The sequence below is a fragment of the Acidithiobacillus thiooxidans ATCC 19377 genome (assembly GCF_009662475.1).
Taxonomy (GTDB): Bacteria; Pseudomonadota; Gammaproteobacteria; order Acidithiobacillales; family Acidithiobacillaceae; genus Acidithiobacillus; species Acidithiobacillus thiooxidans.
On the sequence record NZ_CP045571.1, the window covers coordinates 15,576 to 28,852 of the forward strand.

Annotated in this window: 11 protein-coding genes; 8 read left to right on the forward strand and 3 right to left on the reverse strand. The window is 57.3% G+C overall.

Going from position 1 to position 13,277, the window contains the following annotated elements; genetic code table 11:
• Positions 1 to 3: 3 nt before the first annotated feature.
• From GCD22_RS00060 to GCD22_RS00070, 3 genes are read right to left on the reverse strand one after another with little or no spacing between them, the layout of a single operon-like run.
• Complete coding sequence (locus GCD22_RS00060; protein ID WP_024894351.1) at positions 4 to 441, reverse strand: Smg family protein; 438 nt, start codon at positions 439 to 441, stop codon at positions 4 to 6.
• A 10-nt stretch (positions 442 to 451) separates the two neighbouring features.
• Positions 452 to 1,549 (reverse strand): DNA-processing protein DprA, encoded by a 1,098-nt coding sequence (gene dprA, locus GCD22_RS00065; RefSeq protein ID WP_024894352.1) that lies wholly within the window; start codon positions 1,547 to 1,549, stop codon positions 452 to 454.
• Complete coding sequence (locus GCD22_RS00070; RefSeq protein ID WP_065974735.1) at positions 1,549 to 2,616, reverse strand: LysM peptidoglycan-binding domain-containing protein; 1,068 nt, start codon at positions 2,614 to 2,616, stop codon at positions 1,549 to 1,551. Before GCD22_RS00070 ends, dprA begins: the two co-directional genes overlap by 1 nt.
• A 90-nt stretch (positions 2,617 to 2,706) precedes the next feature.
• Between GCD22_RS00070 and def the strand changes: the two genes are divergently transcribed.
• From def to GCD22_RS00110, 8 genes are all read left to right on the forward strand, one after another.
• Complete coding sequence (def, locus tag GCD22_RS00075) at positions 2,707 to 3,210, forward strand: peptide deformylase (RefSeq protein ID WP_010640902.1); 504 nt, start codon at positions 2,707 to 2,709, stop codon at positions 3,208 to 3,210.
• Positions 3,203 to 4,138, forward strand: coding sequence for a methionyl-tRNA formyltransferase (gene fmt / locus GCD22_RS00080; RefSeq protein ID WP_065974736.1), 936 nt, complete (start codon positions 3,203 to 3,205; stop codon positions 4,136 to 4,138). Before def ends, fmt begins: the two co-directional genes overlap by 8 nt.
• A complete protein-coding gene (gene rsmB / locus GCD22_RS00085) occupies positions 4,135 to 5,433 on the forward strand; it encodes a 16S rRNA (cytosine(967)-C(5))-methyltransferase RsmB (RefSeq protein WP_065974737.1) in 1,299 nt (432 codons plus the stop codon). The genes fmt and rsmB overlap by 4 nt, the downstream gene beginning before the upstream one ends.
• The gene (locus GCD22_RS00090; RefSeq protein WP_065974738.1) at positions 5,430 to 6,035 is read left to right on the forward strand and encodes a DUF4390 domain-containing protein; all 606 of its coding nucleotides are present in this window, start codon (positions 5,430 to 5,432) and stop codon (positions 6,033 to 6,035) included. Before rsmB ends, GCD22_RS00090 begins: the two co-directional genes overlap by 4 nt.
• Entirely contained in the window at positions 6,005 to 8,215 is a 2,211-nt protein-coding gene (locus tag GCD22_RS00095) for a sensor histidine kinase (RefSeq protein ID WP_065974739.1), read from the forward strand. Before GCD22_RS00090 ends, GCD22_RS00095 begins: the two co-directional genes overlap by 31 nt.
• Before the next feature lie 21 nt (positions 8,216 to 8,236).
• Positions 8,237 to 9,640 (forward strand): sigma-54-dependent transcriptional regulator, encoded by a 1,404-nt coding sequence (locus GCD22_RS00100; RefSeq protein ID WP_010640895.1) that lies wholly within the window; start codon positions 8,237 to 8,239, stop codon positions 9,638 to 9,640.
• A gap of 86 nt (positions 9,641 to 9,726) precedes the next feature.
• Positions 9,727 to 11,946, forward strand: a complete 2,220-nt coding sequence (locus GCD22_RS00105; protein WP_065974740.1) for a phosphoketolase family protein — start codon at positions 9,727 to 9,729, stop codon at positions 11,944 to 11,946.
• A complete protein-coding gene (locus GCD22_RS00110) occupies positions 11,936 to 13,276 on the forward strand; it encodes a four-carbon acid sugar kinase family protein (RefSeq protein WP_241781508.1) in 1,341 nt (446 codons plus the stop codon). Before GCD22_RS00105 ends, GCD22_RS00110 begins: the two co-directional genes overlap by 11 nt.
• Position 13,277 lies beyond the last annotated feature (1 nt).

Consider the following 13,277-nt stretch of genomic DNA (forward strand, 5'->3'; position numbering starts at 1 on the left):
AGGTCAGTGCAGTATCCGGGTTCCGTCTGTGTCCAGTAAGGCGTCTACCCAGAGTGCTTCCGGGCCGGGATCGTTGGCCATTACCATGAAGGCAACCCAGTCAAGGGTTTCCATATCCATATCCTCAAGGTCGAGGGCCAGTAAGCGATCAATGATCCGCTCCCGCATGGCGCCGTTAATGACGCCTAGGCGTTCCCAGTCATGCAGTTGACCGCGTGCTGCCACAGAAAGGTTCTGCAGCTCGTAGGGATGATAGGCGCGCAGCGCTCGGGGACTGGTATCTTCCTGTTCTTCAACAGCAAAACCTTCCATCCAGTCGAGGGCGCGCTGAATGTCCGCGTCGGGAAAACCCACGGCACGAAGATGATCTTCAATGACCGCGTCGTCTTCGTCGTCGAGGTGATCCAGTAGGTATGTAATTATGTCTATGACGTCTTCCATGCCAGAGCCTTCAGGGTGCAGGAGGGAGGCGACAGAACCGGCCGCCGGGGCTGGCCGTGAGGTAACCTGATATTTCCATTTCCAAGAGGATGGCCGAAAGCTCGCCCAGCGTCAATCCACAACGCGTAGCAATTTCTTCTGCTGTCAGCGGATCAAAGTTCATGGCTGCCCAGACTTTCGCCTGATGGGGATCGTCAGGTTGCCAATGATCCGCTGCTGTTACCGGTCGGGCCTGGCATAATGCGCCAAATAGCGGCCCCAGCTCGCTCAACACATCCTCGGCACTTTCCACCAGTTTGGCACCGTCACGAATCAGACGATGCGGACCTCGGGACAGCGGTGAGTGGATCGAACCGGGTACCGCAAATACTTCTCGCCCCTGCTCCATAGCCAGGCGGGCAGTAATCAGGGAGCCGCTGTTTTCTGCCGCCTCAACAATCAGTACCCCCAGACTGAGTCCGCTGATGATGCGGTTGCGACGTGGAAACAGGCCACTATGCGGTCCGGTTTCCGGGGCCTGTTCACTGACGAGCAGGCCATGCTCGATAATCTGGTGCGCTAACTGTAAATGCGTGCGCGGATAAATCAGATCGGCACCGGTGCCCAGTACGGCAACAGTGCCGCTGACTAGTGCACCGCGATGGGCGGCAGCGTCAATGCCCAAGGCCAGGCCACTGGTAATGATCAGCCCGGTTTCACCAAGACTACGGGCAAAAGCCTCGGCGGTAGCTGCCCCTACAGCCGTTGCCGAGCGGCTGCCGACAATAGCCAGCATGGGCTGGTTCAGACAGGAACGCTGTCCCCGAATAAATAACAGGGGCGGTGGGTCGGGAATTTGTCGCAGCAAAGGCGGATAATCGGGATCCGTCCAGCGACATAAATCCGTATCGGGACTATTCAGCCAGCGCCGGTCAGCAGGACGGATAAGGTCTTCGGGGTCTTTTTGCAGAGCCTGGATCTGCTTTGCGGACAAACCGAGGTCTTGTAACAGGCCGGCCCCCGTTTGAAAGCAGGCGGCGGCATGGCTAAATCGCTCCAGTAAAGCCTGTTGCCGCTGTGGCCCCAAACCGTTAATTCGGCAAAGTGCCAGCCAGGCGGCATCAGACATTATTTTTGCACAGTGCCATCGGCTGAGGCAGGACTGTGAATTGCATCTCCCAGGCGGATGCTCTGACTGGCCATGGTGATGACTGCATAGGAAACCGAGGGGAAAACCCGGAACACCATGATATCGCCGATGGTTTGGTCCGGCAGTGTAAAGGCCTTGCCGGTAACCGCATTGGTCGTTACCCCACTACGCTGGATCTGCAGGATATTACCGGGCTTGAGATCATCCCGGGCACCCTGATCAATGATGACTACCTGACCGACGGTCAGCGCCGGGTTCCCATCCAGTTGGCCAATGATATGACCCGCGACAGCATGGAGGGGTGCACTGGGAAAATAATGAGGGATTGCCGTTGTGACGACGGGTACCAGGCGTGCACCAAGATCAATTTCTTTGCGGAGTTTGGTGATTTGCACCGCAGCGTGATGACCACTCTGGGTGACCGTCACTTGCCCCAGGTCTTCCAGAGCATAGCCTAAAGAACGATGGGTTTTGGCCTGGAATAACTCCGGTCCCAGGGTGACGACTTGGTAGCGGCTGCCAACAGAGGCTTTTTCCAGTCCGACTGTGTAGAGCGTATCCCCGGTCACATAGGTGGGTCTTTGCTTGGCGGCTGCAGCCAGATAAGGCAGTTGCGCGAAGACTTTTTTACTGTCGATTACTCCGGGAGTACCGAGAAAGGGCATCACTTCACCAGTAGAAACCGAGGGTACAGCCTCTTTCGACATTTGTGGACGCAGCTCCACAAAATTGCTTCCGTTTTCACTGAAAGACGATGCGAGACCCAGTTCGGGTTCACCATTGGCCCCATAGTGGATGACAATGCGATCGCCGGGATAAATCAGGTTGGGGTTTTGAATGTAGGGATTTTTATGCCATATCTGTGGCCACTGCCAGGGATGAACCAGAAAATGGCCGGCAATGCCCCAGAGGGTATCTCCAGGTTTTACGGTATAACTTTGTTGTGTGCGCAGTTGAATACCGGCAGGCGCCGCCTGGGCCATTACCGGAGCCAGGGCGCTCAGGCCGAGGGTAAAAACAAGGTTGCGCCATATGTGTTTGTACATGTAATGATCTCCGCTGGACTTCCGCAGGGGATAGTATTAGTCCAAGATACGTTTTTTGCCGGATAGCCCTTCATTAATTTGGTGGTAAAAATGTCGCTCCTGAAAATACTCGAATTTCCCGATCAGCGCCTCAAGAATATGGCGCAGCCTATTGTCCGGGTGGACAAGCAGGTTCAGCAGCTTGCCGATGACATGGCGGAAACCATGTACGATGCTCCGGGGATCGGTTTGGCGGCTCCTCAGGTGGCCGCCGGACAACGCCTGATTGTCGTGGATGTTTCTGAAAATCGCAATGATTTGATGGTGCTGGTGAACCCCGAAATCATCGCCCATAGTGGCGAGGAAGAAATGAAAGAAGGTTGTCTGTCGGTTCCCGGTGTTCTGGAAACGGTTCGGCGGGCCGAAAAAATTACCCTGCGGGCAACGACCGTACAGGGGAAACTCATTGAGCTCGAAGCTGATGGCCTGCTGGCGGTATGCATTCAGCATGAAATTGATCATCTCAATGGCACCTTGTTTGTGGATCATCTGTCGCGCCTGAAACAGAATCTGATCCGTCGCAAGGCGGAAAAGCGGGTGCGTCAGGGTGAGTAAACGCATTGTTTTTGCGGGAACTCCAGAATTCGCCCGCATCGTTCTTGAAGAATTACTGGTCGGTCCAGAGGTTCTGGTGGGGGTATTGACGCAGCCCGACCGACCTGCCGGGCGCGGCCGCCATCTGCAGGAAAGCCCGGTCAAGCAATTGGCCAGGGAGGCGGGTATTCCGGTTTTTCAGCCGGAGTCCTGCAAAACTCCCGAGGCTCTGGATTTGTTGCGCAGCCTGCAGCCGGATCTCCTGATTGTCGTGGCCTATGGACAGATACTTCCGCAGACAGTTCTCGATACACCCCGCCTTGGCGCCATTAATGTCCACGCCAGTCTGTTACCCGCCTGGCGTGGTGCCGCCCCCATTGCCCGCGCCATTGCTGCCGGAGACGCGGAAAGCGGGGTGGCCATTATGCAAATGGAAGCCGGGCTGGATTCTGGACCGGTGCTAAACGTACTTACCTGTCCCATACATCCTGAAGACACGGCGGCCAGCCTCCATGATCGTCTGGCACTGCTGGGCAAAGCCGCCTTGCGGCAGGCTCTGGACGCGCTCTGGGCAGGGACCGCAACAGCACTGGTTCAGGATGAAAGCCGGGTAAGCTACGCGCGTAAGCTGAAGAAAGAAGAAGCCTTGCTGGACTGGCAGCTTCCCGCTGCAATGCTGGACCGTCAGGTGCGCGCCTTTAATCCCAGCCCCATTGCGCATACGCTGTTTCGGGAGAAAGGATTGCGCGTCTGGCAAGTCAGACCGATAGCGACAACGGTGGATATTGCGCCAGGAAGCATCACCGCCATCCACAAGGAGAGTTTCACGGTAGCCTGTGGTGACGGGCAACTCGAATTGCTGCTTTTGCAACCGGCGGGCAAGGGAAAACTCAGCGCGGGAGATTTCATCCGTGGATATCATCCTGTGCAGGGAGAAAAGTTGGGATGAGTAAAAAACCAAATCACCAGGGAAGCCCCGGCATGCCCGGCGGAACCCTGCTGCGGCAAGCAGCCATCAAGGTATTGCAAGCCGTGGATGAAGGCGAAAAAGTGGATCAGGCCCTGGCCGCTACGACAGTCAGCGGCCCGGAGCGCGCCACATTGCAGTGGCTGGTGCTGGGAACCTTGCGGGAATATTTGTTACTGCAGAAATTATCCGGATTACTGCTGCGCAAAAGCTGGCGGGAAGAAGACCAGAATCTGGGTTTTCTTCTGCATCTGGCACTTTTTGAATTGCGGCATGGACAGCGCCCCGCTTTTGCGGTGGTGAACGATTGGGTGGAGATGGTCGAAACCCTCCAGAAAACCTGGGCTAAGGGTCTGATGAATGCGGTTTTGCGCCGCTTTCTGCGTGAACGTGAAGCCCTGGAAGCGCAATTAGCGGATCCTGATCTGAGTCATCCGGCCTGGCTGGCCGCGCGCCTCAGGGAAGCCTATCCGGAAGAATGGTCAGCCATAGCCGCCGCCAACAATCGTCCCGCACCCCTCTGGCTGCGCGTCAATACGCAGCGGGTCAGCCCGGAAAACTACCGCGAGTTGCTGCTGGCACAAGGTTTGTCCTGTCATGGGGTGGACTGGAGTGACGCCGCTCTTTGTCTTCCCGAAAGCATTCCGGTCGCCACGCTTCCGGGTTGGGACGCGGGCTGGGTGGCCGTGCAGGATGCGGCGGCCCAGATGGCCGCGCACATTCTGGCTCCCCAATCCGAAGAACGAATACTGGATGCTTGTGCCGCACCGGGAGGAAAAACTGCGCATCTTTGGGCATTGGGCGCACGCCGTCTGGATGCCTTGGACCGCTCTGCAGAACGTCTCCAGAAATTACGGGAAGCGCTATTCCGGCAGGGGGCTATTGCCCATCTCCAGGCTGCCGATGCGGGTGATCCGGAAAGCTGGTGGAATGGTGAACCATATGACGCCATTCTCCTGGATGCGCCCTGTACGGGCGTTGGCGTCATTCGCCGGCATCCCGATATCCGCCTGCGCCGTCAAGCCGAAGATGTCCAGCAGGCCGTGGCCCAACAGCAACGCCTTCTAGAGGCATTATGGGGTTGTTTGCGCCCTGGCGGTCGTCTTCTTTATGCGACCTGTTCGATTCTGCCCGAAGAAAATCTGTTGCAGATTCGGGCGTTTCTGGCACGCCACGAGGATGCCCGCCAGCAGGCCCATCCCCTCACCGGACAACATTTGCCGGGTCAGAATGACATGGATGGTTTTTACTATGCCCTCCTGGTGAAAGCTGGATGACCTCTGTGCTGGTTTTTGCGCGAGCGGGTGGCATGATGCGCAAGCGCGGCGCGGTTTGGCTGGGCCTGATCCTGGGCTTGTGGTGTTTTGTGGGTTCTGGCTGGGCTTTGGCAGGTACCGCGTTTCACGTGGAACAGTTACAGGTCGCGCCAGAAATGAACCGGGTGAAAATCAATGCTCAGGTGCAAATCACTAAAGAAGACCTGCTGCAGGAAATTCTCGATCAGGGCCAGACCCTGATCTGGGTCGTAAAAGCGGAATGGCGGGAACCCGAACCATTTTCCTTTATTACCGGTCTGGGCACCCATGCGCAAAAAGAAGCCCGCTGGCAAATTCACTATTATCCGCTGACCAATCAATACGCACTGAAAAATGCAGCAGGCACCATGCGCTTATTCAATCATTGGCAGGATGTTGTCAGCGTCCTGAAGCAGATTCATGATTTCGAGTTGCCTTTGCAACAGGGCGCGGCACGGGGACGGGTAGCGCTGCGGGTTTATGTGGATATACAGGCTCTGCCTGTCCCTCTGCGCCTGCGTGCATTGCTGGATCACTGGAAACTGGAGTCCCCATGGACCGTCAGCGCGCTCCTTTCAAACTGAGAAACTGGTTACGCGCCCTCAGTGCCGGCGCGGCGCCGGAACGCCAGAAGGTTGGCCCTCGCTGGGGTGCCATTTTATTGCTTCTGGCCATTTTAGGCTTTCTGGCGATCAATTTTTTTACCAGCGCGGGCGGGCCCCTGAGCCGCTATTTTGTCCCTATGCTGGTCATTTCAGCGGGTATTGTCCTTTTTCTACTGATTTTGGTGCTCGTTTCCGTGGTGGCGCTATTGGTCCGGCTGCGTCGGGGAGAAGTAGGCAGTCAGCTCGCCACGCGTTTGGTGATCATCATCACCCTGTTGAGTTTTCTGCCTGCGGCCGTGGTTTTCGGATTTTCCTGGCAGTATCTGAATCGGGGGGTCGATTCCTGGTTTAGTTCGGCCGTGCAAAGTGCTCTGGACCAGGCTTTGAATGTAGCCAAGGCCGGCATTGACCGTTATCGCAATTCGACGCTGCTGGCTGCCGAGAGCATCGCCCAGGCTTTGGTGGGTGAATCAGACAGTAACGCCATCCTCACCGTCATTGCCTTGCGTGATCAGTACCATTTGAGCAGTGTCACCCTGTTTTCCAGTGATAACCGGATTATTGCCACCAGCAGTAATAATCTGGCCCTGGCACCGCGCCTGCCGCGTCAGGAAATTCTGTCTGATGAAGGGCATCCAACCGCAAATATTGAGCCTGAAGCGGATGGCAGCCTGCTGGTCAAGGCGCTGATTCCCGTTCTGAGCCCACATCTGGGTGAAAGTAACCGCATGCTCTATGTGGAGCAGCCCATTCCCGAACAGCTTACCAAGGCGGCAGAAGCCGTACAGGTGGCCTATACCCGCTACCATCAGCTCATGCTGATGCGTGAGCCCATGAAAACGGCTTTTCAGCTCAGTCTGGCCGTAGCGCTGCTCCTGGCAGTTTTGTCTGCGGTGTGGATGGGGCTGCATCTGGCCAGGCGGCTGACGGCCCCTATTGCCCGGCTGGCTGCAGGCACCCAGGCCGTAGCCCGGGGCGAATTTATCCCCCTGCAAACCATTGCCAGTCAGGATGAGTTGGGCGTTTTGCTGCACTCCTTCAACAATATGACGCGCCAGCTTGCCCGCGCCAAACAGCAGGCGGCCGCCGCTCAGGAGCAGGCAGAGCAGCGCCGGCTCTATCTGGAAACCATGTTGGGACAATTATCCAGCGGCATTCTCACCTTTGATGGCGAGCATTGCCTGGCAGAAATCAATGCGGCAGCTGTCCAGATTCTGCAGGAAGATTTACCCAAGGGCCGGGCTTTGCAAGAACTGCAGGACGGGGCCGTTCTCGAACCGCTCTGGAAGCTGGTGACCGAGTGGGTGGAACATCCCCGCACCGGTATGCAAAAAGAGCTGCAACTGGAACGCAGTGATGGACCGCAAACCCTGATTGTACATGGTGCGCAATTTGCCGACGAAGCCGGCAGTAAAGGCTTTGTTCTGGTATTTGATGACATCAGCACCCTGGTTTCCGCCCAGCGCAGCGCCGCCTGGAGCGAGGTAGCCCGCCGTCTGGCCCATGAAATCAAAAATCCGCTGACGCCCATCCAGCTTTCGGCCGAACGCCTGCGCCGCAAATATCTGGAGCGTCTGGGTGATGAAGGTGAAACCCTGGATCGGGCGACGCGAACCATTATTCATCAGGTGGATGCCCTGAAAGTGCTGGTAGATGCTTTCTCCGAGTATGCCCGGCAACCGCAAATCGAGCTTCGGCCGCTGGAGATCAATCCTTTGATTCTCGATGTTCTGGACCTCTATCGAGGGCAGGAAAATGGTATTGAAATCCGTGCGGAGCTGGCTGCGGATCTGCCCAGTATTCGCGCGGATGTGCATCGCCTGCGCCAGATTCTCAACAATTTACTGCGTAACGCCATGGATGCCCTGCAAGGTACGGAACAAAGTCCTGCCGGAAAACATATTCTGATTCGCACCGGCTTGACGGACAGCGGCTCGGCAAAGATGCTAGAGTTGAGCGTAATGGATGACGGTCCTGGTTTTCCGGCAGAACTCCTGGCCCGGGTATTTGAGCCCTATGTGACCAGCAAGGTCAAAGGTTCGGGCTTGGGCCTGGCCATTGTCCGCCGCATTGTCGAAGAGCATGGCGGAGTGATTATTGCCGATAATCAGGGCCTTAATGGTGGCGCGCGGATTGTGATGGATTTCCCCCTGGGTTGACCTGGATTTTCTGGAGGTGGCATGGAAGCGGCAAGATTGAAGATTCTGATCGTCGATGATGAACCCGATATCTGCCAGACCCTGGCGGATATTCTCGAAGATGAAGGGTATCAGGTACAAACGGCAGGCAGCGCAGCGGCGGCAGAGGAATTTCTGCGCGACCAGATGGTGGATCTGGTCCTGCTGGATATCTGGATGCCCGGTGAAGATGGCATCACCCTGTTGCGGCGCTGGGCGGATGCGGGTCTGGAGCAGCCCGTGGTGATGATGTCCGGACACGCCACCATTGAAACCGCCGTCCAGGCCACCAAGCTGGGTGCTTATGATTTTGTCGAAAAGCCGCTGTCTTTGGACAAAACCCTGCTGACGGTTGCCCACGCCCTGGAGGCCAGCCGCCTGCAGCGCGAAAATCGCGACCTGCGTGCCCAAACCGGCTGGGTAGAACGGCCCAGCGGGGATAGTCCGGCTATCCGCCAGTTTCGGGAGCAGCTCACCCGGGTCGCTGCGGTAGACTCCTGGGCCCTGTTGCTCGGCGAAGCGGGAAGCGGCAAGGAAGTTGCGGCCCGTTATCTGCACCGGCAGAGCCGTCGGGCACAGGGGCCTTTTGTGGACCTGCGTGCTGCCGCCATTGCCCGGCCCAATGTGGCTACGGAACTTTTTGGTAATGAAACCCAGGGCAAACTCATTCGTGGACGTCTGGAAGTCGCCCATGGCGGGACTCTGTTTATCGACGAAATAGCCGATATGGATCTGGAAACCCAGGCCCGTCTGTTTTCAGCCTTGCAGGAAAAACGCATCATCCGGGTGGGGGGCAGTACCCCCGTACCGGTCGATGTGCGGGTCATTGCCGGCAGTGCCCATGATTTATCCCAGGCTGTACAAAACGGCCAGTTTCGCAGTGACCTGTACTATCGGCTGAGTGCCTTGCCCTTGCGGGTCCCGCCCTTGGCGGCGCGAACGGCGGATATCCCGGTACTCATTGAAGAATTTGTGCGTTTTTATGGTGCCCGGGATGGTCTGCCCGGCCGCCGTTTTGCGCCGGACAGCATGGATGTTCTCAACCACTATCCCTGGCCGGGGAATGTTCGCGAACTGCAAAATCTGGTGGAACGCCTGCTGATTCTGGCTGAAGGTCCGGAAATCAGCGCGGCAGAAATCGAAGGCGCGCTGGGTCTGGATAACCGCATGGCTCTCGCCAACAGCAACTTCGACGAGGACGACTTCGGCGGCACCCTCAAACGGGCCCGCGAACGCTTTGAACGGGCTTTTCTTGAGTATCATCTGGCGCGCAATGACTGGAATATTGCCCGCACCGCTGAAATCGTCGGGCTTGAACGGACCCATCTGTATCGTAAGCTGAAAAATCTCAGCATTGCCCTCAAGGGCGAAAGAAGAGTTGGCGAAGACGGCGAAGAAGAGGATTGAATTCAATACCAAAAACCCGCTCTATTGCGGATTCCTGTGATCCTGCTTAGAGTGGGCGCAATATTTTTAGCTACAGGAAGCCCGTTATGACCCAGCAAAATACTTTGCCCACCAATGCCCCCGAGTTTTGTGCGGGAATGCTCTACTTTGGTGAGAACTGGCCGGATTTCCACGAATATGGCAAATCCTCTGCCATTGCTGCGGATCATAAGGCGATTGCGAACCCCCAGGCACGGGAGGCGGTGTACCAGTCGCTGTTGTTGGCCGATGCTCTGCGTTATTGCACGCTGCAGGTCTGTACCGCCAAGTCGTCCGGCCATCCCGGGGGTTTTGCCTCCAGCGCGGAGGCCTATGCGGCCATGGTCATGCTTGGTCATACCAACATTGTCACGGAAGTGGGGCACCACGCGCCCGGCTTTTACAGTGCCATGTTTCTCGACCGCTCCCTGGAAGCCATGGGTATTCAGAACATGAATGACATGATGGCGCGCTTCCGCGAACAGCATGGTCTGCTGGGTCATCTCTCCGGCGCCATTCCGGGTTTGTTGGCGCCTGCCGGTCCGCTGGGACAGGGGCAACATTTCGCCATGGCCGGAGCACTGCTGCATCCCGGCACGCTGTTCCCGGTCACCATCGGCGATGGCGGCTTTGGCGAACCGTATGTACTGAGCTCCATGAAACATTTTCACTTTGCCTATCCCCGGGTGACCAACTATCTGCCGATCTTGGTCTGGAATGGTTTCAGCCAGGAACATCATTCCATGGTTTCGCTGATGAGCAACGCGGAAATGATGGCCTACTGGCGGGCGCATGACTTTGATGAGGTCATTCTGATTGATGCCAAGGATTATGATGACGCCGGACAGGAAGGCGCCTATGTGGATTCCACGCGCTTCTCTTTCGGGCAACGCATGGCTTTCATGGAAGCGGTCCTGAGTGCTGCCGCCAAGGCCGCGCAAAATGCCTTGAATGGTCGTCACACCGCCTTCATCCTCAAACAGTTGAAGGGTGCCGGGGTGCATGTCTCCGGTGCCAAATCCCACAATTTGTATCCCAAAGACACTTTTGAGTCACCGGAAATCAAAGCTGCTTTGCAAAAGCGCGCGCTGAGTCCGGAGGCCTGGGCGCTGGTCCGCGACAATTTCTCCCGTGCCGGAGGGGGTCCTGCTGCCAAAACAGCGGTGACCGAGCATGTGCTGGAAATCGCCCAATTGGGTGAGTTTCCTTTGCAGGATTTTCCCGTCGGAGAACAGGCCGTGCCGGCCACCGCCATGGGCGCACTGGTCGCCTGGCTGGGACAGCAGGACCCGCGCTTTGTGGTGAGCAATGCCGATGGTAATGAAGCTTCAGCCATGAAGAACATTAACGATGCCCTGAAAATCCGCCATCCCACGGAAGATCCGCTCTACAACCAGCAGCCCGGAGGGCAGGTTTACGAGCCCCTCAACGAAGATGCCTGCGCGGGTCTGGCAGCGGGTCTGGCCCTGTTTGGCAGTCGTTCCCTGTGGTTATCCTATGAGTCCTTTGCCATCAACGGCTGGCCGATTATGCAGACAGTGGGTCAGGCGATGGCCGAGCTACGCCGCAAGACTCCCTCTACGGTATGCATGTTCACGGCGGGAGCTCTGGAGCAGGGTCGCAACGGCTGGACTCACCAACGTCCGGAAATCGAAAACTATTTCGCCGCGCAAATGCGCAATGGCAATGTGTTTCTGCTCTATCCCACGGATGCCAACGTCATCCAGGCCGCCTATGAATACGCCGTGAATAGCGTCAACAAGTCGATGATTATCATTGCCTCGAAAAGCCCGCTGCCCGTGCATCTGAGCATGGCCGAAGCGCGTGCGGCAGTCCGCAAGGGCGCGGCAGTTCTATATGAAGGGGCTGGCGGCACGCGCGGCACGGTAACTTTTGCCGTCACCGGTGACATGGTGTTGATGCCGGTGTTCGCCGCCCGCGAGATCCTGGAAAAAGAAGGGTACGGGGTGCGCATTGTTTCCGTCATCAATCCCCGTCAGTTGTATCGCCCCTCGGATGTGGCTGCGCATACCGTATCCGAGCCGGATACGGATTTCATGGCTGATGCGGAATTCCACCAGTTGTTTGCCGGCGACATGTTACTGACCATCGGCGGTGGCGGTTCCGGAGCGCTGGAGCCGGTGCTCTTACGCAGTCGCGCGGCGTATCGCGATACCCTGGCCTGGCAGCGCGGTGAAACCACCGCCAGCGCGGGTGAACTGATGGCTTTCAATGGGATTACGGCGGATGCCATTCTCAGCAAGGTGCGGAGTTTTGGTGGGCAGTAATCCCCGGGAAACCCGTACCAAAATCATCGTCATTGATGATGATCCCACCGGCTCGCAGACGGTCCATTCCTGCCTGCTGCTGACCCGATGGGATCCTGAGACCCTGCGGGAAGCCTTGCAGGATGATTCCCCGCTCTTTTTTGTTTTGAGTAATACCCGGGGCATGAGCGCCGTCCGTGCCGAACAGGTCACCCGGGAAATCTGCCGCAACCTGCATGTGGCTCTGGTGCAGGTGGCCAATAACGGACAGCCGGTGCAACCGTTGCTGGTGAGCCGTTCGGATTCGACCTTGCGCGGCCATTATCCGGTTGAAACTGATGTGATGGCTGAGGAGTTGGGACCTTTTGATGCGCATTTTCTGGTTCCGGCATTTTTTGAAGGAGGGCGCATTACCCGTGACAGCACCCATTATGTCATCCAGAACGGGGTAGAAGTTCCCGCCCATGAAACCGAATTTGCCCGGGATTCGGTGTTTGCCTTTCAGCATAGTTATCTGCCCGATTATGTGGCCGAAAAAACCCACGGACGCATTCCTGCGGAGCAGGTGCAACGCTTGCGTCTGGCGGACTTGCGCGCCGGTTGCCTACCGCAGCTTTTGGCACTCAAAAATAATACCTGTGTGGTCGTGGACGCCGTGGAAGCGGCAGATCTGCACACCTTTGCCCGGGATTTGCGGGCTGCTGCCGGGCAGGGCAAGCGTTTTCTGTTCCGGAGTGCGGCCAGCTTGCTGACCGCACTGGCCGATCTGCCGCCCCAGCCGGTATCTGCGGAAAACATGGCACAACTGGTACGCGGGGGTAAAGCCGGAGCCATTCTGGTCGGTTCTCATGTGCGTAAAACCACCGAGCAGCTCAGCCGCTTGCTGGAGGAATCGGGTCTGCAAGGACTGGAGGTAGAGGTGGATGCCTGCAGCGGGGAGGCGGGCAAGAAGCAGTTAACCCATCTTCTCGATCAGGCTGCCAGGCTTCACGCTCAGGGCCTGGATCTGGTGATTTTTACCAGCCGCAGTGAACGCCAGTTTGCCGATCAGGCGACACGTTTGGCTTTCGGTGAAACCGTATCGGCTTTTCTCATGGATCTGTTGCGTGGTCTGCCCGAAGATCTGGGTTTCCTCATCAGCAAGGGTGGTATCACGTCCAATGATGTTCTGAGTAGCGGGCTGGCGCTGCGCAAGGCGCGGGTCATGGGGCAGATTTTGCCCGGCTGCTCTGTGGTTCAGTGTCCGCATGATCATCCACGCTATCCGGATCTGCCGGTGGTGATATTTCCCGGTAATGTCGGGGATGCCGAAAGTCTTGCCTTGGCACGCCGTCGCCTGCGCGGTCGGTGAC